This is a genomic window from Candidatus Zixiibacteriota bacterium (genome assembly GCA_022865345.1).
Lineage (GTDB): Bacteria > Zixibacteria > MSB-5A5 > MSB-5A5 > RBG-16-43-9 > RBG-16-43-9.
The window spans coordinates 20,877-46,664 of the sequence record JALHSU010000045.1 but is presented as its reverse complement, the minus strand read 5'-3'; the positions used below and the strand labels follow the sequence as shown (position 1 = coordinate 46,664).

Sequence of the window (25,788 nt, the reverse complement as noted above, 5' to 3'; positions counted from 1 at the left end):
TTTCTGGGGAATTTTCCGGGAGCAGTATCTGGACAAGAGCTTATGGTTCATCCCGGTGCTTTTGGGTCTATTAGGGGTAGTAGAGTCGATAAGAAGAGTTAAGGGTATTGGCTGGATGCTCCTTTTCCTGGTATTAATCTCTTCAGTGGGGCTGATTTTATATTTGAATTTCGGCGATGGTACCAGAACTAATCCAGTGACCGGGGAGTTCGAGCGTTTGGAAGTCAGGGACAGAGACTATTTTTTCACCCCGGCATTCGTCTTTTTTGCCCTGCTAATGGGTTTGGGGATTTCCAGACTCATAAGTTATCTGGGCGAAGCTTTTACGAAGTTAGGCAAGTTAGGGAGCAGAAGTCTGGTTTATGGTGCTTCAGCTATTTTTCTTTTAGCGCCTTTGATGCCCTTGAATAGCGGGCTCCATTCGCCTGCCAATCGCAGGAATAATTTCATTCCTTATGATTATGGATATAATATCCTGAACTCATGTGATAAAGATGCCATTCTGTTTACTAATGGAGACAATGATACCTTTCCTTTATGGTTTTTGCAGCAGGTGGAAAAGGTCAGAACAGATGTAAGGGTTGTGAATTTAAGCTTAGCCAATACCGACTGGTATATGAGACAGCAGAAGAATATCCGGGGGGTACCTCTGAGTTTCACTGACCACCAGTTGGAAAACATGAACCTGGTTCAACTGCCGAACGGCAAGGTATTAAGGGTTCAGGACCAGATGATCATCAGTATCCTGGAGACTAACCGTTGGAAATATCCGGTCTATTTCTCTACCACCGTTTCTCCGGACAATCGGGTCTATAAAGGGGAGTCTATAGATGACCATCTGAGGATGGAGGGAATGGTTTATCTGGTAGTTCCCAAAGAGGGCAAGACAGTCAATGTCCAGAAAACTGAGGAAATCCTTCTGCAGAAGATGAAATTCAGAGGTCTTTCTGATCCTGAAGTCTATAAGGATTGGAATGAAGAAAATATGACGGTCAACTATTCCGGAATTTTTCTTAATCTGGCTGACACCTTAAGGCGGGCCAGGGAATATGAAAGAGCAATCCAGATTGCAGAGAAGAATATCGAAATTCTGCCTCAGAACTGGCAACCCTATGCCTTCATAGTCCAGGTATACGGGCAGTCAGGTGAGACACAAAAGGCTTACGAGTTTATTCAGAACTCTAAAGGGATAGAGAAAGAGAGACTTTATTTCAACTTAGGATTTACCCTTAAAAATACTGGAAAGGAAGACCAGGCTATTGAAGTTATGTATAAGATTCTTTCCTTAAATCCTAAATATGTGCCGGCTTTTAAGTTTCTTGAGGCAACCTATTATTTGAAGCAGGACAGAAATACGCTTGAAAAACTGTTAAGGGATTGGCTGGTTAAAAATCCAGAAGATGACTCCTCTGCCGCTTTACTCGGCCAGATCACCAAGCCGGGATTTACATTCCCAAGATAATAAAGTGAAGATTAGAGGATAATACAATTTAAAAAAAGCAGCATCGGGAGAGACTCTGGAGTATAAACCTTCAGGTTTATCAAGAATTAGGTAAAGCTCAAGTCTTCGCCAGGATCCTGCAGACAAGACCTTGACGGCTTTACACTCCAGAATGGGTGCCTCTCATAAGCGTCAAAAAATAGAACGAACTTGCAAATACTCGCGATAAACTGGCAGGACCTTTCCAATCCCAGAGCAGGTGGGGCGGAGATTCATTTTCACGAGATCTTCAGGCGGATAGTGCAAAAGGGTCATAACGTAACTTTACTCTGCTCGCATTATGCCGGGGCAAAAGAATATGAGGAAATCGACGGGATAAGAATCATAAGAAAGGGCTCCTGGTTTGTCTTCAACTTCTCTGCTTTCTGGGAGGTAAGAAAAATATTAAAGCGGGAAAAGTGGGATTTGGTAATAGAGGACATAAATAAGCTCCCCTTTTATTCTCACTTCTGGCACAACCTTCCGCTTTTAGTCATCGTTCATCATTTCTTCGATAAAGCCATCTTCAGAGAGGTAAATCCGGTTTTTGGAACCTATGTTTTCCTTTCAGAAAGAAGCGTTCCATGGCTGTATAGAAACAAGAGATTCTTAGCCGTATCTGAAAGCACCAAAGAAGAGCTTTTGAAAAGAGGTATTCCGGAAGAAAGGATTAAGGTAATCTATTGCGGGATTGACCATCAACTGTTTAAAATCAATCCGTATCTAACAAAAGATCCTTCTCCAACTGTTCTTTACTTGGGCAGGCTGAAGAAGTATAAGAGCGTCGACCTTCTGATCAAGGCTCTACCATTGGTATTAGATAAGGTTCCAGAGGCAAGACTGGTGATTGTCGGGGAGGGCGATTACAAGCCTGAGCTTCAAAATCTGGCGCGGAATTTGGGATTGCAGGACAGAATCGTTTTCACCGGATTTGTCGATAGCCAGATCAAAGTAGAGTGGCTCCACCGTGCCTGGGTCACAGTCTACCCCTCTATAAAAGAGGGTTGGGGTCTGACTAATATAGAGGCAAACGCCTGCGGAACGCCAGCCATAGCCAGTGATGTGCCCGGTTTGAGAGAATCAGTACTTCCAGGAAAAACCGGATTCCTGTTCAGGTATGGAGATGAACAAGACCTGGCTGATAAAATCATCAGAATTATCACGGATAACGAACTGAGGGAGAGATTCTCCAGAGAGGGTATTCTCTGGGCAAATAATTTTAGCTGGGACAAAGTAGCTTCAGAGGTGGAAGCGCTGCTGCAGGACGTGGTCGAGAACCGTAGCAATTCCAAGCCGTAATAAGGGAGAAGAAAGGAAGAAGTTGAAGAAAAGATTCCTGATAGGGCTGATCATCAGTATAATATTTCTATATTTTGCTTTCCGAGGGGTGAACTATCATGCGCTGTGGAGTGCTCTAAAAGGTGTAAACTTCTTTTACCTGCTCCTTTTTATGCTGGCAGTAGTTGTATTGATGTGGGTCAGGGCTTATCGCTGGAAGTTTATGGTCGACCCGATAAAAAAAGTCGGGGTCTACAGTCTATTCTCCTCTGCTATGATAGGTTTTATGGCTAACAACGTTCTTCCGGTCAGATTAGGCGAAGTTGTCAGGGCTTATTCACTGGGCACCAAAGAGAATATCTCCAGAAGCGCTTCTTTTGCCACCATCGTTATGGAAAGGGTTTTCGACGGTTTTGCCCTGCTTTTAATCCTCTGGCTAACCCTGCTTTTTTATCCCTTTTCCCGCTCCTCAGAGAAAGTAGGGGAGCTGGTCAGAAAGGGAGCCAATCTAACCTTAATCGCTAATTTGTTGCTATTCTTAATATTGATTTTACTGGAGCTTAAACCAGAGCCTACTTTGAAGTTTTTCCAGAAACTGTTGAGAATTATACCCGGGAAATTCTCAGAAAAAGCAGAGGGCATACTGCAGAAATTCTCCAGCGGGGTGAGGGTTTTCAGGGACGTAAAAAGAACCGGATGGATCTTACTCTGGTCTTTGATCCTGTGGGTAGGAAGCGGAATCAGCAACTACCTGGTCTTTTTAGCTTTCGGAATTCATCCACCACCGCAGGCATCTTTGATCCTGATGGTCATCGTGACCTTAGGAGTGATGATTCCTTCATCTCCAGGCTATGTGGGCACCATACAGTTCTTCACGGTGATCGCCTTAGGTCTCTTTGGGTATGACAAAGATTTCTCGCTCCCTTTTTCCATCGTACTGCACGCCTGCCAGTACATCCCGATTACGGTCTTAGGTTTGGTTTATCTTAGGCACGAGCATTTCTCTTTAAAAGTAGCAGAAAGAGATCCTGAGACTATAATTGAGAATGAAATAGACTCTGCTTGAAAGAAAAGTGAATCCTGTCGGATCACAAGGGTATCAACCCATTCATACTTTAGCAAGTATAGCATAAATCCTGAATGTAATTTTCAACTGGAGTGTAAAGCTTTAGCTTTTATTTTAATCTCAAGTGACTTGATTCACTTTCAACGAGTTTGGGGATGCCCTTCGCTTTAATTACAAACCTGAGGGTTTATACTCCAGATCATGCTACCTGCCAGAACTTTTAGGTTGACTTTATCTCTTTAGTTAATATTATAATGGCGGAGATGATATCGACATTGGTCAAATTCAATTGTTTTCTTTCAGTAAGCTCCCTTAAAACAAGTTTTAGAGAAGGGGAAGAGGATTAATCGGTGATTTCATGGCGAATTTTCAACCGATGAAAGATTATATGTTCTCCCTTCTGGATGAGTTAATTGTCAAGTATAAGCTTAAACCGCCGTTCTTAGATGCTGGCTGCGGTGGGGGAGATGTCGTATTACATTTGGCGCGCAAAGGGTGGAATGGTAAAGGGATCGACTTCTCGCCGGAGGCAATTAGCATTGCCGAACGGAATTTACAGCCCTTTTCAGATGTCAGGATAGAACGGAGGGATGTGTTTAGCGAACGCGGATCTTACTCCACCATAATCTTGTGGGATGTGCTTGAGCACGTAGAAAAAGACAGTGAACTGCTTTCTGTACTGAGTCAGAATCTGTCTACCCGGGTAGGCGGAGGGTATTTGATCATTTCAGTGCCGACGAACAAGAAGGAATGGAGATGGGATGATAAGTTTTACGGTCATTACAGAAGATACGACCGTCAGGAGATTAAGGATTTGCTGTCCCGGGCTGGTTTTGAGGTCAAGGAGTACTGGGATTTTACCTTTCCGGTTTTCTGGCTTATGCGCAGGCTTTACACGTGGCTGCTCAAAGACAAAAGCTTAAAACGCAGCCAGGAAAAAGAGGAACTTACAAAGATAAGCACCCTGAATGATGCCTGGGACATCGGCAGGATGACCTTTATTGTAAACTGGAAAATCTGGTGGAAGCCGGTTTTTTTTCTCCAGCGGCGTTTCAGGAGAACAAATTTAGGACACGAGGCACTCATTCTGGCACAGAAAGTTTCCACTGAAAGGTAACCAGTTGTGTAGATGATCTTCTGGAGAACGGATGAGCAGGACTTGTAATCTGTGTGGACAGGACAATTTTGCTGTATACCTGAATGGTTTTCCTGAAGAGAAAAGAGGTATTCTTAAGTGCCAGAATTGCGGTCTTTTGGTGACTGACCCTTTCCCCACCAGAGAAGAGTTAGTGTTGGCTTATCAAGACGAATTTTATGGTAAAAAGAGAAGCCAGAGATTTGGGAGCTTATTGGAAGAGGCGGTTTACCTTTTTCGCTGGGCAAGAGCATACAGAATCAAAAAGCTCTTCAAGCCGGGGAGGGTGCTGGATGTGGGTTGCGGAAGGGGAATCACCCTTCATTTTTTGAAAAAATGGGGATGGAATTGCACAGGTACCCAGCTGTCCAGAAATGCCGCTGAGTATGCGCGCAAGACTTTCGGGCTGAGAATACTGGAGAAGGATCTGTTAGAAACCAGATTTGAAGAGGGCTCTTTCGACCTGGTCATTTTAGCACACGTGCTGGAACACGTGCCTGACCCGTTAGCTTATTTACGAGAGATCAGCCGTATTTTGACCAGAAAAGGGGTTTTGATTCTTGAACTTCCTAATGCGGGCAACTTTCTGATCGATATTTTCAGGGAGAAATGGTTTGGCTGGGACCTGCCTCGACACCTGTATCATTTCACACCAGGAACCATAACCCGGATGTTATCTCAGGCTGGGGTTAAAGTGGTTAAAAAAAATAGATTCTCTTTAGAATATGCCCCTTATGTTCTTCTACAGAGCAGTTTGAATATGATTTTTAAGAGTAGAAATCTACTCTTTGAAATAATCAAAGCTCCGGAGATGAGAAAATTCTCCAACCTGCAAAAAAGCAGATTGATCGTTCATCTGAGCGTAGCCATTTTTCTTTTTTTACCGATATTGCTATTTTCTATAGGGGAAAGTCTTTTCGGCTCCGGAGATATAATGGGCTTCTGGAGTATCAAGAAGTCCCATCTTTCAAAAAGGATATGAGTCGTTAATTATGAAGCCTAAAGTAGTTGTGGTGATGCCAGCCTATAATGCGGCGCGAACTTTATCTTTCACCTATCAGAGCATCCCTTCAGAAGTCGTAGATGAGGTTCTGTTAGTAGATGATGCCAGCCGGGATGAGACAGTCAAGATCGCCTTAGACTTTCATCTGAAGGTTGTCCGGCATCCGCATAATGTGGGGTACGGAGGAAACCAGAAGACCTGTTATATGGAAGCTCTGAGGGATGGGGCAGACATCGTGGTGATGCTTCATCCGGACGGGCAGTATGACCCGCGACTGATACCGCAGATCATCGAGCCTATCAAAGAAGGCAAGGCAGACTTCGTGTTAGGTTCAAGGCTTAAGCAAAAAGGAGGGGCACTAAAGGGAGGGATGCCTTTGTATAAGTTCTTAGCCAATAGATTTCTGACTGGGGTCGAGAACTTGATTTTGGGTCAGAAGCTCTCAGAGATGCATACTGGTTACCGGGCTTACAGTCGGAGTTTTTTAGAAAAAGTTCCCTTTTTGCGCAACTCCAACGATTTTGTGTTCGACTCCCAGATAATAGCCCAAGCCGTAGCTTTTAAACAAAGAATTGTAGAGATTCCGGTGAGCACCAAATATTTCAAAGAAGCATCCTCGGTCAATTTCAAAGTCTCCTTAATCTATGGTCTGAAGACGCTCTGGACGGTGTTCAAATTCGCCTTTGACCGTCTGGGGATCATTCATTCCAAACTTTTCAGACCTTAAATTATGGGCAAGAAAAAGAAAGACAAAAAAGCAGAAGTACCTGAGATAAGGAAAAATAAACCCTTTCTGGAGTCCGCCTCAGGCGGATTCAAGCCACCTTTTCTTTATATACTTTTAGGGGTCATAGTCCTTTTAGGCGCGTACTTGAGGTTTTCTCATCTTTCTGCTGATCCTCCGATGGATCTGTCCTGGAGCTTAAGCCTTTACACGGATGAGGGAGCTATTGCCATAAATGCCCGGGATAAAGTATTGTTCGGTCAATGGAAGATGGATGATTTCTTCCGGATGGGGATCTCCTCGCTTCTATCCGTAATTTACTTTTTCATATTCAAGCTTTTCGGAACAGGATTTATTCAGATAAGAGTCCTTCCGGTTCTGTCCAGCTTAGGCTCGATCCTTCTGGTTTTCTTTTTACTCAAAAGAGAAAAGAGCATTTACTCTGCGGTATTTTCCTCCTTCTTCTTATCGATTGCCTATATCTACGTTATGCACAACCGCCTGGCACTGGAGGAGACCAGTCTGCTTTTCTTTCTTTTGCTTTCTCTGTTTTTTCTGCAGTTAGGGAAGGATAAAAGATTATATTTTCTTTTGAGCGGATTCACTTTCGTTTTAGCGGTTCTCTTTGTCAAAATCTCCGGGCTTTTCTTTTTAGCCATTATGTTTCTGGAGTTTGTCCGCTGGATCTGGATGGAAAAAGAGGAGAAAAAGAAAAAACTCTGGCAGAGCTTATCCTATTTTGTTCTGGGATTGGCAGGAGGAGGGATAATCTGGCTACTTTTAGTTTTGCTGCCATATAAAAGTGCTGTGATCGGATATATTCAGGCAGGTGCGCTCAAATCTCCAGCCGGGAATGCGGCGAATTTGGGCGTTTATCTTAGGAGCATTATCACCCTGGGGATAAGTGATAAGCTCTTTCCCAGGCTTTTCTTTATTTTCATTCTCTCCTTTCTGTATATTCTCTACTGGGTCAGGAATATAGGGGAGAAGATCAAATCTGGTGCTTCGATGGAATTTGTCAGCGTTTGCTGGGCCATTTGGGGAATCTTTTTCCTCTCTTATCCCAATTACCATCCGATCCGCTATCAGTTGCTACTGGTTTCGCCTTTGTGCATACTGGCTGGTTTTTTTGTGGAAAAGTTAATCCAGGCGCAAAAGCTCAGGATTTCGAGTGGCATGAATCCTCTGAGATTAATTTTACAATTTCTGATACTGGTCGTTTTCATTTACGGTATCTATTATAGCGTCAGCTTACATATACTGGTGAATTATCAAAGCTTCTACGGAATTGTCTCTTCTTTCTCCTCAGACCCGAATGGCTGGTTTCAAGGGGCTTTTGGTTTGATGCAGGACTATTCTGCCCTGATGGGAAGATCAATAATCCTGGCTTTAATAGTCTTGGGCGCTTTGATAGGGCTTTCGAGGCTTAGGAAACTCAGAGAAGGATTTGCTTTATCCACCGGGCTGAAAGGTATTCTTTTAATCCTGGTGCTCTTCTTAGTTACCTTCAGCAACTTGAAGCAGTATTCAGCCTGGACCGAAAACCTGACTTATGATCTTCCGGATATATCTAAGGATTTAAGTTCACTTCCCAGGGGGAGCATAATTGCTGGTCCCTGGGCGGCCACTTTGAGTTTAGAGACCCCGCATTATGCAATAATGATGCAGGATTTCGCCAATAAGGATAAGGTGATTGAGAGGTTCAGACCTACACATATATTAATCTCCAAGGATGGATGGGAGGACAAATATTTTCACCAAACCTACCCGGAGCTGATGTCTAAAGCAGTTTTGTTGAAGGAATATCCAGTTCGGACACAGTATAACAAGCCTCTGCTTTTGTATCAACTTCCTAAACAATAAAAGATTTCTCTGCATCTGCTATGGATTTGGTTCGGAAAATTTACGCTATATCCAAAGAGGGTTTTAGATTGACTTTTGTGATTTTAGAGATATATTAATGAAAAATTCGAATATGGCTGATAACAGAAAAGAAAACGACTATAAAATCTCCATTGTAGTGCCGGCTTATAATGAGGAGGAGAATATCCCTCCACTACTGGAGAATTTTGAGAAGATGTTCCGGGAATCCAAATTGGAAGGGGAGGTCCTGTTAGTGGATGACGGCTCCACAGATAAGACCTATGAGCTTGCCAGGGAGAGCGAAAAAAAATATCCTTTTTTGAAAGCCCTTACTACTAAAACCCATCAGGGGTTGACTTCTGCCTTGCAAAGAGGTTTCGACAACGCCAAAGGCGACATCTATCTTTTTTGGCCTGCAGATCTGCAATATATGCCAGAGGATATTCCGAAGTTTATTCAGAAAATGAATGAGGGGAATGACATTGTAACCGGCTGGAAAAAGGGAAGTTATGGATTGAAGGCTTTTGTCTCCTTTCTCTACAATATTCTGTCCAGATGGCTCTTTAAAATCAAAGTGCATGACCTTAACAGCGTCAAGGCTTTCAGGAAAGAGGTGCTGGAAGACTTGCCCTTGAGAAAAGACTGGCACAGGTATATGGTGGTAATGGCAGCGGAAAAAGGGTTCAGAGTGGATGAGGTCAGAATTCCTCTTTATCCCAGAAAGTATGGTAAATCAAAATTCGGCATCTGGAGAATTCCAATCGGGGTTTTAGACCTTTTCAGCGTAAAATTTCAGGTCTCCTTTATGCGCAAGCCGATGCTCCTTTTCGGCTCCTTAGGTTTGATCATGGTGCTCTTGGGGGTACTGGCAGGTCTTTTAGCTATTTACCTGAGGATAATTATGCATGAAGGGTTCAGACCCATTTTATATCTGGTCATCCTTTTAGTCTTGTCCGGGATTTCACTTTTCGCCTTAGGGTTTTTAGCTGAAGCGATTGTCAGCTTAAGAGAAGAGGTAGAAAGCTTAAAAAAGAACAGAGAATAGATAATAAGAAGGTTAGGAACTAAGAAATTTTATGCCAAGAGAAAAGATTTTGGTCTTAACTCATAATTTTATTCGATTCAAGGAGGACCTAGCTGGACAGTTTATCTACACCCTGATGAAGGAATTAACGCAGGATTATGAAGTTTTCGTCTTAGCGCCCCACCAAAAGGGATTAAAAGAATATGAGGAAATAGATGATCTGAAGATCTACAGATTTAGATATTGCTTTACGAGATATGAAAATTTAGCTTATCGAGGAGACATGCATGAGCAGGTCCTTCGTCACTTTTCCAACAAGTTTCTTTTCATTTTCTTCTTCTTGGCTTTCTTTTTTTATACATTGAGGATTGTCGAGAAAAATAAGATTAAATTTATTCATTGCCACTGGTGGGTGCCTGCAGGCGTAATAGGATATCTTACATCTTTTTTTGCTCCGGTTAAAATAATTTTAACCACCCATGGTTCGGATGTTTTTATATTGCGCAAATTCAGATGGTTATTGTCATTTGCTTCATTAATCTTCAGGAAGGCTGAGTTTTCGACTGCAGTCTCAAGCTATTTAAAACATCTTCTCATCAAGGAGTTGAAAATTAGAGGGGATAAGATTTTCGTTTTTCCTATGCCTTTCGATGATAAGAAATTTTTCCCTTTGAAAGAGAAAAAGGTCGAAAAGGGAAGCATCCTAAGCATCGGGCGGCTAATTCAGAGAAAGGGTTATGACTACCTTTTAGAAGCCTGCGCCAAGTTGAAAGAAGATGGACAAAAGTTTAAATTGAAAATTATCGGTGAAGGACCGGAAGAGAGAAGATTGAAAAAATTAGCTGATTTATTAGGATTGGATGAGAACGTCGATTTCATTTCTAATCTTCCTCAAAACGAGCTGGTCTATCATTACAATGCCTGCGAAATCTTCGTTCTTCCTTCTATAACCGATTGGAAGATGGAGGCTGAGGGATTAGGATTGGTTCTCTTAGAGGCGATGTCCTGCAGGGTTCCGGTGATTGGGACAGGGTCAGGTGGCATTGTCGATATCGTACAGAATGAGAAGACTGGCCTTCTAATTCCAGAGAAGGATCCCTGCGCTCTGGCTATGGCGATAAAACGTTATCTTTGGGATGAAGATTTGGAAAATAGAATGGCGGAGGGAGGATATAGATTTGCCCAAGAGAATTTCACTCCCAAGGCTACAGCGGGAAAACTTAAAGGGATTTATCAGAGGTTAAAATAAGAATATTTGTGGTAGCAGACCATCTATAATTTGAATGGCCAAATTGGAAACAAAAGTTATAAAAGTTTTTTTAAAATTTTTTATAGTCGCAGTCATCCTTTTTTTCTTCATAAGATATGTCTATGAAAACTGGCGGGTGGTCTCTTTATATCAATGGCAGTTTAAATATGGTCTGTTGGCCGTCTCCTTTGGATTAGTGTTTTTGAATTTTCTTTTTTTTATCCAGATCTGGAGAAGCTTGCTCCAAAAATTGTCTTCCAAGCTACCTTTTAAAAAAGCATTCAAGATCTGGTTCTATTCTAACTTAGGGAAATATGTCCCTGGAAAAATTTGGTCAGTGATGGGGATGGTCTATATGTGCGAAAAGGAAGGGATCCCCAAGGCGGCCACGCTGAGCTCAGCTATTCTAAATCAACTTCTGAATATCATTGGCGGGTTGATCCTGGTTCTCATCCTTTCAGGAACGAAGTTTTTAAGCGGGATGTCCAAGCTTTATTATTTACCTCTGATTTTGGTTTTTGTCATATCTTTATATCCACGGGTGATGGAGAAGATTTTGAATTGGGGATTAAAAAAGCTGAAAAAGGAACCTGTAAAGATTAATTTGAATTTCAAGGAAAACCTGTTTTTTACCCTTCTTTTTATGTTAGCCTGGGGAGTCTATGGAGTTGCCTTCAACATCTTCATAATGTCTTTAACCGATTCCCCTTTAAGCAATTGGCCCTTTTTAACCTCGATTTTCGCCTTTTCGTATATCATAGGATTTTTGAGCATATTCGTACCGGGAGGTTTAGGGGTGAGGGAGGGGATTTTAGTCTATTATCTTTCCAGCTACTTCCCTTTGCCTGTGGCTACTCTAATTGCCCTGCTTTCAAGATTATGGATGACCGCAGTTGAGCTCTCAGGACTTTTGGTTGCCTGGAGGTTTTGAGTTGAGTTTTTTAACAGGTGTGCGATTTTTTAGGCTGGAGTGTAAAGCTTTAGCTTTACCCTTAATCTGACCTGAAAAGAGGGGGTTTTGGCAAACCTGTCCTGAAACGGATCCATAGAAAAGGTCGGCACTCCAAATACAAATTTTGAGAACTCTTGATAGGAAAAGGAATTTTATGAAAAAGAAGGAAAAGAAAGAAAAACCAAAAGAGGCAGAGATAAAAGTCAGAATAAACCAGGAAAACAAGATATTCAAATATCTTCCTTTTATTCTGTTTGCCGTTCTGACTGTCATTATGTTCAGGGAATTTATCTTTTCTTACCAGATGCTTTACGGAAGCGACACCATTGAAGCCGGGGTGTTTATGCGTCAGCTTTACGTGGATTATTTTAAAACTCATCATTCATTGATCCTCTGGGATCCTTTTATTTTTGGCGGAATGCCATATGTGGATGCCATGCACGGTGACACCTTTTATCCCCTGGCAATCCTGCAGTTCATCCTGCCTCTATACAAAGCATTAGGCTGGAAGCTGGTTTTGACGATTTTCTTTGCAGGAATTTTCACTTTCTACTGCATGCGCACCCTCGGGTTCAGCCGGGGTGTCTCCATAATCGGAGCTTTAGCCTATATGTTCTCAGCTAATTTGGTTTCCTGGGTCTATGCCGGACACGACGGCAGGATGTATGTCACCAGTCTTTTGCCCTTAAATTTCCTTTTCCTTGAAAAAAGCCTCAGGTCCAGAAAACTTATCCAATTTATCCTTTTCGGCGGCACAATCGGGCTTTTGATTTTAGCCAATCATCCCCAATTAGCTTATTTTGCCATGTGGAGCTTGGGGCTTTATTTTCTGGTGAGTTTAATCTGGGATTATAAGGATAATAAAAAAATTACCCGGTTGATAAAACCTGTGAGCTATTTTTTGGTCGCGCTCGTTTTAGGAATAGCATTGTCTCTGGTGCAGATACTCCCGCCTTATATCTACGTTAATAAATATTCTCCCAGAGCAGAGGGCGGTAAAGGGTATGAATATTCTACCTCCTGGTCTTTTCATCCTGAGGAGCTGGTCTCGCAGTTCGTGCCGGAGTTTACCGGGTTGAATCTGGAAACCGAAAGTAGTTACTGGGGAAGAAATCCTTTCAAGATAAACAGCGATTATGGGGGAATTGTCCCCTTGCTTTTTGCCATCATAGCTTTGGTACTGGTTCGTAATCGTAAAATCTGGTTTTTCTCCGGTCTGGGGTTATTGGCTTTGATCTATTCCCTGGGCGCACATACGCCTTTGTTCAGACTTTTCTACTATTTTGTTCCTCAGGTGAAAAGCTTTCGTGCACCCGGGCTGATACTTTTCCTGCTGGTTTTCTCGGTCCTGGTTATGGCTCTTTTCGGGCTGGAGAAGATTCTGCAGAGAGTTAAAGATTTAAAGGACAAGAAAAAAATTAATAAACTTCTTTTAGTTGTGGTTCTTATTTTCTTTGGCTTTGCTATTCTTTTCAGTGTAGCTGGAAGTGGGCTACTCTCTTTGTGGAATGGGATTCTTTACTCTGATATCCCTGCTCAGAAAAAAGATATAATGCTTTTGAATCTGCCCAATATCACCAGAGGGTTCTGGATTAGCTTCCTTCTGGTGGGTGGAGTCGTTGCAGGGATCTATTTGTATCTTCAGGGGAAGTTAAAGAGAAGCTATTTCCTTTTCTGGATCGGTGCACTTCTATTTTTAGACCTGTGGAGATGGGATGCAAAATTCATCCAGAATTTCGATTACCAGACCTATTTCCAGAAAGACCAGGCCATCGATTACCTTAAGCAGGACAAGGAGCCATATAGAGCTTTAGTCATTCCAGGCACCTACCCGATGAGCAATTTCTTAGCCCTTTATGGAATCGACGAAGCGTTTGGCTACCACGGGAACGAGCTTAAGAGGTATGACGACTTCACTGAGAAAAGCTATCTGGAAAGCGCCAGAACTCAAGCTGAATACGGTCAGAGGTATTTGGACTTCCTGTTTGGTCCAAAGCCAGACCTCCTGAACGTGAAATATCTCCTGTTCAGAGGTGTTTTTCCTGATACCTCTAAGTATAAACTGGTCTTGAAAGCAGGGGATAAGAACCTATACCGAAATTCAAATTACCTGCCAAGGGCAAGGATGGTTTACAAATATGAGGTCATTAAAGACAAAGATAAGATTTTACAGCGATTGAAAGAGCCGGACTTTGATTATCGAGGCTCTATTGTCCTAGAGGAAGAACCGGGAATCGAATCTTGTAGAGACGCATCGCTATGCGTCTCTACGCCAGCCAGAGTTACTGAAAATAAAATAAACTCTCTGACAGTTGAGGCTGAGACAGATAAGCCCGGCTTATTGGTTCTGTCTGAGAATGCCTATCCTGCCTGGAAAGCACTGGTTGATGGCAAGGAGACCAAAATCTATACCGCAGACTATATCTTCCGGGCAATTCCCTTAGAGAAAGGGAAACATAAGATCGAGCTGGTCTACAACTCGAAGCCATATAATATAGGTAAAACCAGCAGTATATTGACAGGGCTGTTTTATCTTTTTATATTGGGAGTTCTGGGAGTGAAAACTCTTTCTGGAAAAAAAGGAGAGTTGAAAGAAGAATGAAAATCTTAGTCATAATACCAACCTACAACGAAAAAGAGAACATCGGCACGATCCTTCCTCTGGTTTTAAAACAAGATCAGGGAATAGAAGTCTTAGTGGTGGATGACAACTCTCCTGACGGAACCGGTAAATTAGTGGAAGAGCTTAAAGCCTCGAATCCCAGAATAAAACTTATCAAAAGGGAGAAAAAATCAGGGCTGGGCACTGCCTATATAGCAGGGTTCGACTATGCCCTGCAAAATGGCTACGATTATATCTTCGAGATGGACTCAGACTTCTCGCATGACCCCAGTTATATACCAGATTTTCTTAAAGCTATAAAAGATTCGGACCTGGTTTTAGGCTCGCGCTATATCAGGGGAGTCAATGTTGTCAACTGGCCCATAACCCGCTTGCTTCTTTCCTATTTCGCGAATGTTTATGCCCGCTGGGTCACCGGGCTTCCGGTGAGAGATTCCACCGGTGGTTTTAAATGTTTCAAAAGGGAAGTCCTGGAGAAGATTGGCCTGGATAATATCCACTCCAATGGTTACGCTTTCCAGATAGAGATGAGCTTCCGCGCCTGGAAAAAAGGTTTCAAAATCAAGGAGATACCGATTATCTTCGTGGACCGCAGAGCGGGCGAATCAAAGATGTCCAAAAAGATAGTGCGGGAAGCTATCTGGATGGTCTGGAAGCTTAGGATCCTGAGTATTTTGGGAAGAGTATGAATAATAGGGAAAAAAGTGCAGGGGCACGGCATGCCGTGCCCCTACACTCTGGTAATCAACTTGACCTTTCAATCATAATCGTAAACTACAGGGCAAAAAGATTCTTAAAAGTATGTTTGGATTCAATTTACAATACAAAAAATAATTTAAGGCTTGAAATCTGGTTAATTGATAACTCTTCTAAGGATGATACAGTCCCTTGGGTCAGAGAGAACTTCCCACAGGTCAACCTGATAGAAAATGAGTGGAACTCAGGTTTTTCCAAAGCCGCTAACCAGGGGATAAGAGAAAGCCAGGGGAAATACCTGCTTTTGCTTAACCCGGATACGAAAATCACAGAGGGGAAAATAAACCAGTTGCTCAAGTTTATGGACGAAAATCCAGAGGCTGGAATCTGTGGTCCAAGAATGATTGACGAAAAAGGCGAATTGCTTTATTCCTGCCGCTCTTTCCCTGACCTCCTTACCTCCATCTCCTCCTCTCAATCGGTTCTCAATCGCCTGTTTCCGCACAATTCCTTATCCCGGAAGTATCTGCTCAAAGATTTAGACCGAACCGGGATAAAAGAGGTGGACTGGGTGTCCGGCTCCTGTCTTTTTGCCCGAAGGAAGATGCTGGGAGAAATAGGACTTCTGGATGAAAACTTTTTTATGTTCTGCGAGGATACAGACCTTTGTTTAAGAGCAAAGAAAAACGGCTGGAAGGTATTCTACTTTCCCTTTTTGACTGTGACCCACCAGCTCGCGGGGTCTACTTCCTTAAATCCTTTGCGAGCTAAGCTGGAACATCACCGCAGTATGTATTATTTTTTTAAGAAACACTATCATCCAAATCCTGTCTTCAGGCTTCTGGTTTATCTTTCTTTGCTCGGGCGATTGATTTTCTTATCTTTTGTCTTCAGCTTACCTGGGACATTTAAAAAGAAATAGGATCATATTCCAGATTCACAGGAGTTAAGTTGGATCAGTATATTTTCATCCTAACTTTTTCGTTCAGTTTGGGCTTACTTCTTACGTTTCTGGTCAAGAATTTCAGTCTGAAGTACCAGCTCTTGGATTATCCGAACCACAGGAAGATTCACCTGAATCCAACTCCTACCCTGGGAGGGATCGCCATATTCTTATCATTTAACCTGGTTTTCTGGACGGCCTTAATCTGGGAACGAACGATACTTTCATCTGACCTGAGATACCTTGCCGGTTTTACTTTGGGAGGGGTTATAATTTTCGCCACCGGAATTTATGATGACCTCAAAAACCTAAGGCCCAGGTGGAAGCTCCTTTTACAATCGCTGGCGGTTTTGGTCTTAATCCTGTTCGGATTGAGAATCAATCTGCTTTACATTCCTTTTTTCAAGGCAGTGAGTCTTGGGTTCTTCTCTTACCCGGTCACGTTTGTCTGGTGTCTTTTGATCATCAATGCCTTTAATTTGATAGATGGGCTGGACGGGCTGGCGGCCGGCCTGTCGGTAATCGCCTCCTTAGCTCTTTTGGGTGTGGGGATTTTCCTGGAGGTGAAGCTCATCTCCTTTATCTCTTTAGGCGTCATAGGTGCCTGTCTGGGCTTTTTACGATATAATTACCCTCCAGCCAGGATTTTTATGGGAGATTCTGGTTCTCAATATTTAGGATACATCTTTGCGGCGGAGGGGGTAATCTGTCCGATTAAAAGCTACACCGCCCTGGCACTTTTCATTCCCCTCTTAGCCCTGGGATTACCAATATTTGAGACTTTCTTTTCGTTTTTCAGGAGAACTTTAAACAATAAAAGGTTTTATCATGCTGATAAGAGGCATCTTTTTCATTTCCTGCTGGAAAAAGGGCTAAGTAAGAAATTAACCATCTGGATTTTTTATATTGTTTCCATTATATTAACCATAATAACCTGGGCTATTCTTGTCCGGGAGAATAAACTGGTTTTTTCTTTTCTGCTATCCTTTTTAGGGATACTGGTTTTGATCCTGGCATTTTACCTGTTCCGGATAGGGATGACTGATCAAGTAAAAAAAAAGTAGCCGGTTAAAGGATAATATTCAAAAAGATGAACGGACAATATTTAGATTTCGAAAAACCGGTCCTGGATCTGGAGAAGAGGATCCAGGACATGAAAGATTTCGCCTCTGGCGAAAGTCTGGAACTTACCCGGGAGATACAACTATTGGAAAAGCGCAAGGATAGATTGCTGCGGGATATATATTCTAATCTTACTCGCTGGCAAAGGGTCCAGTTAGCCCGACATCCACTCCGGCCCCACAGTTTAGATTATATCAATTTGATAAGTACCGACTTCGTGGAGCTGCATGGAGACAGGGGATTTGCAGATGATAAAGCGGTAGTGGCTGGATTTGGCAAAATCGATGGTCGAGCAGTCATGTTCATTGGTCAGCAGAAAGGCAGAGACACCAAGCAGAAGCTTTATCGAAACTTCGGGATGATGCACCCAGAGGGTTATCGTAAGGCTTTAAGATTGATGCAGCTTGCCTCCCGCTCCGGCAAGCCCATTATCATCCTGGTAGATACTCCTGGAGCCTTTCCAGGAATTGGAGCCGAAGAAAGAGGACAGGCAGAAGCCATCGCCAGAAATTTAAGAGAGATGTTCAGATTAAAAGTCCCCATCACCATAAATATAGTCGGAGAGGGAGCAAGCGGGGGTGCTTTGGGAATAGGGATCGGAGACCGGGTGCTGATGTTAGAGAACTCCTGGTATTCGGTCATCTCTCCGGAAGGATGCTCTGCCATTTTGTGGAGAGACAGCTCCAAAGCTCCCCTGGCAGCAGAAGCCCTGAAGTTATCCTCCTTTGACTTAAAGGAGCTAAAAGTCATAGACAAGATTGTGCCTGAGCCGGTGGGTGGGGCGCATCGAAATCCGAAAGAAGCAGCGGATATTCTAAAAAAAGAGATCATTAAAGACTTAGACGAGCTTATGAAACTGGGAACAGAAGAGCTTCTGCAGAAAAGAATTGAAAAATTCAGAAGAATGGGCGTATTCTCCACTGAGGAATACCATCTGCCGGAAAGAGGAGAAGCGTCTGAGAATATCGGATAAGGAGTTTGCTGAAAAGCTGGATAAGGTCATGATCCAGTTTAAGTCCGGTGATTCTTACTGAGAATGCCGGGCAGTCGAAAAGAAGAATATCAAAAGGAGGTAAAGGATGAAGCTTTCTAAATTCTGTGCAGAGGACTTGATTTCTTTTGATCTTAAAGGGAAGACGAAAAATGAGATCATAGAGGAGTTGGTAAATATAGCCTCCAGGTCGAAACTGGTCAAGGATAAAGACGAGGTTCTTAAGGCGGTGCTGGAGCGAGAGAAATTAGTCACCACCGGCGTGGGTTATGGAGTTGCCTTTCCCCATGCCAAGACCAAAGCCATCAAGGGGATAGTAATCGCCTTTGGTCGCTCTAAAACCGGTATTGATTTCGACGCAATGGATAAAAAGCCGGTTCACCTTTTTTTCCTGATAGCGGCACCTGAAGATGCAATCGGCGCCCATCTCAACGTTATGGCTCGTCTTTCCTATCTTATGAAAAGTGAAAAAAATCGTGATGTTTTGATGAAAATCTCAAATCCCAAGGAACTCTTGGAGCTTTTGGACTCGGTGGAGTGATAATAATAAATTTCCAGAAATCACTTGAGAGGTCTAATAATTAAAGAGATTTTAGTCGAGTATTATAAGAGGGGCAGATAAAATGCTGTTAAAACGGCCATGAACTGTGCAACAGGTCCCAAGGAACTATGAGGACCTCTGAGTGTTTGGGAATGACAAGTTTTTCTCCAGAGGGGAGGAGATGCCATTTTTATCATTTAACATCTTGACTCGCGGAAGAGGGTCATTCTTAAAAGAGAAAAGCTCTGCCACCTTTTTCCTTTTTCTGTCTTTATCCTTACTTTTGTTCTTATTGCCTATCAAGGTCAAAAAAAGTCTTTCCGAGGTAATTTTCAGTTTTACCTACGCTCCCTTTAATTCTATAGCCAGGCGGGTAGACGAATTATACAATGTCCATCAGGCCAATAGAGTTCTGAATGAAAAAGTAACCAGGCTGACCCTGGAAAACATCCAGCTACAAGAGGAGAGCAAGGAGAACCAAAGATTAAGGCAGATGTTGGAATTCGAGTCTGGGAGCACCTATCAACTTATTCCCGCAGAGATCGTCTCAACCGAACCGGGAAGATTTCCCAGTACGATCTGGATAAATTTAGGGGAGAAAGATGGAATAAAAAAGGGGATGCCGGTAATCAATATGGACGGGCTGATCGGCAGGGTAAGCGAGGTCCTGATGAGAAAATCAGTAGTTCAGTTGCTCTACCATCCCAATTGCAGGGTGCCGGCTTTAGACTCCAGAAGCAGGGTCCAGGGGATCGTAAGGTCAAAAGGAGGAATCAGGTTAAACTTAGACAACATTCCTTTAGAAGAGGATGTCAAACCCGGCGACGAAATTTATTCCTCCGGCTTAGGCGAGATATTCCCTGAGGGTTTGAAAATTGGCCAGGTATACAGAGTATCACCGGAAAGAGATTCCGTTTTTAAAGTCATAACCCTTAAGCCCGCGGTCAATTTTACGCGGTTAGAAGAGCTTTTTATAATTAAAACCTTAACTCAAAAATAATGGATACTAAAAATGCCCATCCGTAACCTGAACTTGTCAAAAGCAGCCAGAATGCTCCTTTTGATTCTGATAGTAATAATCTACCAGTCTTTATTCTCCGGGCTTTTAACAATTCAAAAGATAAGTCTGGATTTGCCTTTACTCATTCTGGTTTTCGTAGCTCTAACCCAGGGCCCAGTTTCCGGAGCGATATTTGGATTTCTGGTTGGGTTTTTATTAGATCTGGCCAACCCTTCTTTTCTGGGGTTGGGGGCTTTCATTAAAACCTGTCTGGGGTACCTGGTCGGAAATTTCAAGGATAATCTGTATTTAGAAAGCAGTCTTACCAAAGGAGTGGTGGTCTTCTTCAGCCTGCTCTTTAACGATCTGGTTTATTATTTTTTTTCGAGCGGATTAAATCTGAGCTATGCTTTTTCTATTTTTTTTAATTATAGCCTGCTCTCCGGGCTTTATACAGCCTTGGTGGGATTGATATTTTTATGGTATCTTCAAATCCGTAAAGCTAAAATTGTCACGACTTAGTTTCTCAACCGTGGTATGACCAGAACTGGAATCTTAGATTGTAACCGGGAAAAACTCACTTTTTATCTGGTGGGATTCTTGGCTTTTATCCTGACCTTAAGATTATTTTATCTACAGGTTATCAGTTTTTCTTATTATCGCCAGGTATCTGAGGAGAATAGGGTAAGGCTGGTCTCTGTCCCCGCACCCCGGGGGTTGATCCTGGACCGTAACGGAAAGAGAATGGTTACTAACCGCACTTCCTATGCCCTTTTTTTGATCCCTTCTCAAGTTCAGGATATAAAGTCAGTAGTCAAGAAAATCTCTCTAATTTTGAATCTGGACGAGGATTTTCTTGAAGAAAAAATAAGAGCCGGCTGGGTTAACAAATACACGCCCATAAAATTGTTGAAAGATCTTGATTTCAAAACTATTTGCATTTTAGAGGAACAGAATGAGGAGTTGCCCGGGGTCAGCTATCAGGTAGAAAAAGTGAGAAGTTACCCACCGCTTTACTGGTCAGGTCATCTTTTCGGATACGTGGGCGAGGTCTCGCAAAAAGAAATGGACGATTCGAGGGAAAAAGGACTGACTTTAGGGAGCAACATAGGGAAGGACGGCCTGGAAAAACAGTATGATGAGGTCTTGAGAGGGGAGGATGGGATGAATTACCTAGAGGTAAGCGCGAGCGGAAAAATCTTGGGATCCCTGAAGGATAAGAAGTCTCAACCTTATACGGTAGGCTCTGACCTGGTTCTGACCGTTGACTCTGACCTTCAGGTGGAAGCGGAATCGGCTCTGAGCATGTTTAATGCCGGCGCAGTGGTGGCTCTGGATCCTCAAAATGGAGAAGTTTTAACTCTGGTGAGCAAGCCCGGGTTTGACCCCAATCAGTTCTGCTCTTTTCTGGATGAGGACACCTGGGAGGGCTTGGTTAATGATCCTTCGCATCCTCTACTCAACCGGGCAATTCAGGGGTCTTACCCCCCTGGTTCAACTTATAAACTGTTAACTGCAGGCGCAGCTCTGGAATCAAAAATCGTAGATCGAAATACCACTTTTTCTTATTGCAACGGTGGTTTCCTTTTTGGAAACAGGATTTTCAAATGCTGGCAGCCTAAAGGGCACGGCAGGCTGGATCTGATTCAGGCAATAGCCCAGTCCTGTGACGTCTACTTTTATCAGCTCTCGTTAAGGTTGGGACTTGACCGCTGGAGCGATTATGCTCGTCAGTGCGGGCTGGATAAAAAATACAAAGTTGATCTTCCCGACGAGATCGCGGGAATGATTCCCAGCCGGACTTATTACGAAAAAAGATTTGGGCAGGAGGGATGGATTAAAAACCTGGTGATAAATCTGGGAATAGGGCAGGGGGAGGTTCTGACCACTCCCTTAGGACTTGCCGTCTTCTATTCCGCTCTGGTTAACGGTGGAACTGTTTACCAACCACATCTCCTGAAAGAAATAAGATCGGTAGAGGGAAGGTCCACTCCAAAAGGAAAGACAGTTTTGTCTCATCTCCCTTTTTCAAATTCTACCCTGGAGATTCTCAAAGAAGGGTTGGTTGAAACGGTCAATTCCCCTTCCGGGACAGGAGGTTTAGCCCGCATCTCTGATATAGTGGTTGGGGGAAAAACTGGAACCGCGCAAAATCCGCATGGCAGGGAGCATGCCTGGTTTGTGGGTTTTGCACCGGTTGATCATCCGAGGATAGTCGTGGCAGTTTTAGTGGAGCAGGCTGGTCACGGTGGTACCTATGCTGCGCCAATCGCCAGGAGAATCATAGAGAGGTATCTCAAAGGGATAAGCACAGAATCGAGCGGTGAAAAAGAGAGTAATTTTCAAACCGATTAGGCAATGAAGTTCTTCAGACTGAAAACCGAGGAATTCGATTTTAAGCTTTTAGCTTGTGCCCTGCTTTTATCTTTAATAGGGGTGCTCCTGATTTATAGCGCCAAACATTCCACTCTTAATGAGAAGGGACTTTTTTTAAAACAGATATTCTGGCTCTTTTTATCTTTAATAGTTGCGGTAATTATCTTCATAACGCCTTTAAGGCTGCATGAGATTTTCTCATACCTCTACTATCTCTCAGCTATCTTGCTTTTAGGAGCGGTGCTTTTCATCGGGGCTACCCGGCTGGGTGCAACCCGCTGGTTTGAGTTAAGTGGGTTTACCTTTCAACCTTCTGAGTGGGCAAAGATAGCCACAGTTTTTGCGCTCTCGCGCTATCTGGCTTATTCCAAGCGCTCTTTTGAATCGATTCTATGGATCGGAACGATCATAGTCATAGGAGTGGTTCCGCTTCTTCTGGTTTTAAAACAGCCGGATTTAGGGACTTCCCTGGTTTTTTTAGCCTTAATCCTCTCTATGCTTTACTGGGCTAAGGTGCCTTTACTTTTCATCCTTTTGATCTTCTCACCTATGATAAGTCTGGTGGCTGGCTTCCACTGGATCTCCTGGGGAATATTCTTTTTGTTTTTAATCTACATGTTATACCTTCTCAGGCCAGGCTTTTTCTTCTCCATCTGGGTGCTGGTATTAAATTTAGGATTTGGAATTCTCACTCCTTTGATCTGGAATAGGTTACATGATTATCAGAAACTCAGGGTGTTAGTATTTCTAGACCCGAATCGGGACCCTTTAGGCGCTGGCTATCAGATAATTCAGTCCAAAGTAGCCATAGGTTCAGGAGGAATTTTTGGCAAGGGATTTCTGCACGGGTCCCAGACCAAATTAGCATTTCTGCCGATGCAGCATACAGATTTTATCTTCTCGGTAGTGGGAGAGGAGTTCGGCTTAATCGGGTCTTTGATCTTTTTAGCTATTTTCTTTTATCTGATCTTTCGGGGTCTTTCCATAGCTTCCAAGTCCAGAAACAGTTTCAACAGTTATGTGGCTTTCGGGCTCACCTCGATTTTTGCTTTTCAGGGAATGGTGAATTTAGGCATGGCTATGGGACTTCTGCCCGTTACGGGAGTCCCTTTCCCCCTGACCAGTTACGGCGGATCGTCTCTGCTTATAAGCTGGATTTCAATCAGCATCCTTTTAGCCATACATTATAAATGGATAGAATATTGACGTATAAAAAAAGTAATGACGGATAGCGAATGACGAATGACCGATAACAGACTCAAAAGGTCTGAGGGTGTTGGCTGTTCTGAAAGGTCGTTTTCCTTTCACTTGAATCCTTGAACTCTTGATTGATTAATCTATGTGTCGAATCCTTTTCCAGATTGGACCTTTTGCCATCAAATCCTACGGGGTAATGCTGGTGCTGGCTTTTGTAGCAGGCACCTTGCTGGCTTTGAGCCGGGGTAAAAAGCGTGGGTTAAAACCTGAGAAAATCCTTGATTTGACTTTGCTGGTCTTAATAAGCTCACTTATCGGTTCAAGATTTTTTTACGTGATTTTTCATTTAGACGAGTTCAAGGGTCACTTCCTGGATGTGATCAATCCATTCCAAAGCTCAGGCGAGATAGGAATTGGGGGGCTTTCCATGATGGGCGGAGTGGTCCTTACAGTTGCAACTGGACTGGTTTACCTTTTCTACAAGAAATTACCTCTCTGGAAAGTTGCTGACATCGTCTCTCCATCTTTTGCTTTAGGTCTGGGGATTGCCCGGATTGGGTGTTTCCTTAACGGATGCTGTCCGGGAAAACCCACCAGCAGTTTTTTAGGAGTTATCTTCCCGCCGGATTCTTTTGCCGGGTATTTCTTTCAAAATACTAAACTTTTGCCAACCCAGATCTTTGAGTCCGTGGCAGGATTTGTGATTTTTTTCCTCTTGATTTTCCTGGAGAGATTCAAGAACTTCGAAGGATTCACTTTCTGGCTGATGCTCTCTTTTTATTCTGCCTGGAGATTTCTGGTGGATTTTTTCAGATATTACGAGGAGAGCATGGTCTTAGCCCGCATCGGAAATGTGCAGTTTTCAATGAACCAAGTCTTATCCTTCTTGATTTTATTGGTTTCGCTTTCGATGTGGTTTTATTTTAAGTCCAAGAGAATTGGCGTTAAGACGGGATGAAGTGAAAAAAAAAACGTAGGGGAGGGGCTTGTTGAGCTTGCGAAATCCCGCTTTGCGGGGTCCCCTCCCGTTTTCATTAAGTTTTCGTAGCGTCGGGCTTTATGCCCGACGAGGTAGATTGTGAGATTATAGAAGTGCCTTGCTTATGGCTGGACAAAAAAAACCTCACCCTAACCCTCTCCTGGGAGGAGAGGGAATGTAATCAGTCAGGGATAAATCCTGACGCTACCAAAAAAGAAGGAAGATGGAGTTCTTAAATGCTTTTATAGGATTAAAAGATTCTCTTTTAGATTTTGTCTTTCCTCCTCACTGCCTGCTGTGTAACTCATCAATCTCTTCAGATGAGATGCAAGACGATACCTATCCAAAAAACCTGGTCTGCAGGAATTGCTGGGATAGTCTTAACATTCTGCCCCATCCCTTTTGCCCAATTTGCCGTTCTTTTTTGGACCAGGAGATGAGAAGATGTCCAAAATGTCCACAATCTTCATCTCTCGGCTTAAACAGGTCCTTAGGGATTTTTGACCCTTATTATCAAACCTTGATTCATCATTTCAAATATAACCGGAAATTCTCAATTGGCAAAAATCTTGGCAGGAGATTGGGAGAGATTCTGAAAAAAGAGGAATTTTCAAAAGGTTTTGATTATATTATCCCGGTTCCTTTGCACCCCTCAAGAAAAAGGGAAAGGGGATATAACCAGAGCAGAATCTTAGCTGAGGAGGTCTCCAAAACTATTTCTGTGCCCTTAGCAGAGAAGGTCCTGATTAGGAAGAAGAAGACGAAAGATCAGACCCATCTTTCTCCTGAAGAAAGGGAGAGGAATGTGAGAGGTGCTTTTGTGGTACGAGATAATTCAGCCCTTCATGGAAAAAAGGTAATCCTGGTGGACGATGTTATGACTACTGGTGCGACTTTGAAGGAATGTGCAAGGGTCTTAAAAGAAGCGGGAGCAAGGGAGGTCGTTGGGGTCACTCTGGTCGTGGTGAATCCGTAGGGTATGAGTTCTGTTCTAACTGACTTTAGTCAGGGCTGGCACGCCACTGAAGTGGCTTGGAACTTAAGTAACTTAAGTTTCTTAGTTTAAAGTAACACTTTAAGTAAGGAGGGAATTGTGGCTTTGCTTAGTGAAGAGATTAAAAAAGATGTCCAGACCGAGTTGCAAAGTTTGAAGAATGAAGTCAAGCTCATTGTTTTCACCCAGGAAATAGAATGCGAATACTGTAATGAAAATCGGCTATTAGCTGAGGAAATAGCCTCTCTTTCAGATAAGATAAAGGTTGAGGTACATAATTTCACCCTGGATAAGAACAAGGTTGAGGAGTATAAGATCGATAAAATCCCGGCTATTGCAGTGTGTGATGAGACAGGAAAAGATTACGGGATAAGATTCTACGGGATCCCGGCTGGATATGAGTTTACCTCTTTGATGGAAGCTATGAGGATGGTATCCTCAGGTGAGTCCGGCTTATTGGAAGAAAGCAAGAAGGAATTACAGAAACTCAACAAGCCGGTGCACATTCAGGTTTTCGTCACCCTGACCTGACCATACTGTCCCCAGGCAGTT

The 25,788-nt window shown here is 43.0% G+C and carries 23 protein-coding genes; all 23 read left to right on the top strand.

From position 1 onward, the window contains the following. A partial coding sequence (locus MUP17_01970) for a tetratricopeptide repeat protein (protein ID MCJ7457742.1) occupies positions 1 to 1,462 on the top strand: 1,462 nt, incomplete at its 5' end. Between the two features lie 189 nt (positions 1,463 to 1,651). Beyond that, complete coding sequence (locus tag MUP17_01965; protein ID MCJ7457741.1) at positions 1,652 to 2,779, top strand: glycosyltransferase family 4 protein; 1,128 nt, start codon at positions 1,652 to 1,654, stop codon at positions 2,777 to 2,779. A 22-nt stretch (positions 2,780 to 2,801) separates the two neighbouring features. Then, positions 2,802 to 3,824 (top strand): flippase-like domain-containing protein, encoded by a 1,023-nt coding sequence (locus tag MUP17_01960; GenBank protein ID MCJ7457740.1) that lies wholly within the window; start codon positions 2,802 to 2,804, stop codon positions 3,822 to 3,824. A 358-nt stretch (positions 3,825 to 4,182) separates the two neighbouring features. Beyond that, positions 4,183 to 4,941, top strand: coding sequence for a class I SAM-dependent methyltransferase (locus MUP17_01955; GenBank protein MCJ7457739.1), 759 nt, complete (start codon positions 4,183 to 4,185; stop codon positions 4,939 to 4,941). 31 nt (positions 4,942 to 4,972) lie between these two features. Then, the gene (locus MUP17_01950) at positions 4,973 to 5,941 is read left to right on the top strand and encodes a class I SAM-dependent methyltransferase (protein ID MCJ7457738.1); all 969 of its coding nucleotides are present in this window, start codon (positions 4,973 to 4,975) and stop codon (positions 5,939 to 5,941) included. A 10-nt stretch (positions 5,942 to 5,951) separates the two neighbouring features. Then, the gene (locus MUP17_01945) at positions 5,952 to 6,689 is read left to right on the top strand and encodes a glycosyltransferase family 2 protein (protein ID MCJ7457737.1); all 738 of its coding nucleotides are present in this window, start codon (positions 5,952 to 5,954) and stop codon (positions 6,687 to 6,689) included. A 3-nt stretch (positions 6,690 to 6,692) separates the two neighbouring features. Continuing rightward, positions 6,693 to 8,549 (top strand): glycosyltransferase family 39 protein, encoded by a 1,857-nt coding sequence (locus MUP17_01940; protein ID MCJ7457736.1) that lies wholly within the window; start codon positions 6,693 to 6,695, stop codon positions 8,547 to 8,549. A 97-nt stretch (positions 8,550 to 8,646) separates the two neighbouring features. Next, on the top strand, positions 8,647 to 9,594 hold the full coding sequence (locus MUP17_01935; protein MCJ7457735.1) for a glycosyltransferase family 2 protein: 948 nt from the start codon (positions 8,647 to 8,649) through the stop codon (positions 9,592 to 9,594). A 31-nt stretch (positions 9,595 to 9,625) separates the two neighbouring features. Further along, positions 9,626 to 10,822 carry a glycosyltransferase gene (locus MUP17_01930; protein ID MCJ7457734.1) on the top strand — a complete coding sequence of 399 codons (1,197 nt, stop codon included), beginning with the start codon at positions 9,626 to 9,628 and terminating at the stop codon, positions 10,820 to 10,822. A 43-nt stretch (positions 10,823 to 10,865) separates the two neighbouring features. Further along, positions 10,866 to 11,753 (top strand): flippase-like domain-containing protein, encoded by an 888-nt coding sequence (locus MUP17_01925; protein MCJ7457733.1) that lies wholly within the window; start codon positions 10,866 to 10,868, stop codon positions 11,751 to 11,753. Positions 11,754 to 11,928: 175 nt separating this feature from the next. Then, a complete protein-coding gene (locus MUP17_01920; protein ID MCJ7457732.1) occupies positions 11,929 to 14,376 on the top strand; it encodes a YfhO family protein in 2,448 nt (815 codons plus the stop codon). Next, positions 14,373 to 15,086 carry a polyprenol monophosphomannose synthase gene (locus tag MUP17_01915; GenBank protein MCJ7457731.1) on the top strand — a complete coding sequence of 238 codons (714 nt, stop codon included), beginning with the start codon at positions 14,373 to 14,375 and terminating at the stop codon, positions 15,084 to 15,086. The genes MUP17_01920 and MUP17_01915 overlap by 4 nt, the downstream gene beginning before the upstream one ends. After that, complete coding sequence (locus tag MUP17_01910) at positions 15,083 to 16,015, top strand: glycosyltransferase family 2 protein (GenBank protein ID MCJ7457730.1); 933 nt, start codon at positions 15,083 to 15,085, stop codon at positions 16,013 to 16,015. Before MUP17_01915 ends, MUP17_01910 begins: the two co-directional genes overlap by 4 nt. Before the next feature lie 29 nt (positions 16,016 to 16,044). Next, on the top strand, positions 16,045 to 17,100 hold the full coding sequence (locus MUP17_01905; protein MCJ7457729.1) for an undecaprenyl/decaprenyl-phosphate alpha-N-acetylglucosaminyl 1-phosphate transferase: 1,056 nt from the start codon (positions 16,045 to 16,047) through the stop codon (positions 17,098 to 17,100). A 26-nt stretch (positions 17,101 to 17,126) separates the two neighbouring features. Continuing rightward, positions 17,127 to 18,131, top strand: a complete 1,005-nt coding sequence (locus MUP17_01900) for an acetyl-CoA carboxylase carboxyltransferase subunit alpha (GenBank protein ID MCJ7457728.1) — start codon at positions 17,127 to 17,129, stop codon at positions 18,129 to 18,131. A 106-nt stretch (positions 18,132 to 18,237) separates the two neighbouring features. Next, positions 18,238 to 18,690 (top strand): PTS sugar transporter subunit IIA, encoded by a 453-nt coding sequence (locus MUP17_01895; protein MCJ7457727.1) that lies wholly within the window; start codon positions 18,238 to 18,240, stop codon positions 18,688 to 18,690. A 181-nt stretch (positions 18,691 to 18,871) separates the two neighbouring features. Further along, on the top strand, positions 18,872 to 19,690 hold the full coding sequence (gene mreC, locus MUP17_01890) for a rod shape-determining protein MreC (GenBank protein ID MCJ7457726.1): 819 nt from the start codon (positions 18,872 to 18,874) through the stop codon (positions 19,688 to 19,690). 12 nt (positions 19,691 to 19,702) lie between these two features. Beyond that, positions 19,703 to 20,212, top strand: coding sequence for a rod shape-determining protein MreD (mreD, locus tag MUP17_01885; GenBank protein MCJ7457725.1), 510 nt, complete (start codon positions 19,703 to 19,705; stop codon positions 20,210 to 20,212). Positions 20,213 to 20,227: 15 nt separating this feature from the next. Next, positions 20,228 to 22,045, top strand: a complete 1,818-nt coding sequence (gene mrdA / locus MUP17_01880; GenBank protein ID MCJ7457724.1) for a penicillin-binding protein 2 — start codon at positions 20,228 to 20,230, stop codon at positions 22,043 to 22,045. A gap of 3 nt (positions 22,046 to 22,048) precedes the next feature. Next, the gene (gene rodA / locus MUP17_01875) at positions 22,049 to 23,272 is read left to right on the top strand and encodes a rod shape-determining protein RodA (GenBank protein MCJ7457723.1); all 1,224 of its coding nucleotides are present in this window, start codon (positions 22,049 to 22,051) and stop codon (positions 23,270 to 23,272) included. Positions 23,273 to 23,405: 133 nt separating this feature from the next. Next, positions 23,406 to 24,221: a prolipoprotein diacylglyceryl transferase gene (gene lgt / locus MUP17_01870; GenBank protein ID MCJ7457722.1), complete on the top strand. Its 816-nt coding sequence runs from the start codon at positions 23,406 to 23,408 to the stop codon at positions 24,219 to 24,221. 244 nt (positions 24,222 to 24,465) lie between these two features. After that, entirely contained in the window at positions 24,466 to 25,218 is a 753-nt protein-coding gene (locus MUP17_01865; GenBank protein ID MCJ7457721.1) for a ComF family protein, read from the top strand. 117 nt (positions 25,219 to 25,335) lie between these two features. Next, entirely contained in the window at positions 25,336 to 25,767 is a 432-nt protein-coding gene (locus MUP17_01860) for a thioredoxin family protein (protein ID MCJ7457720.1), read from the top strand. Positions 25,768 to 25,788 lie beyond the last annotated feature (21 nt).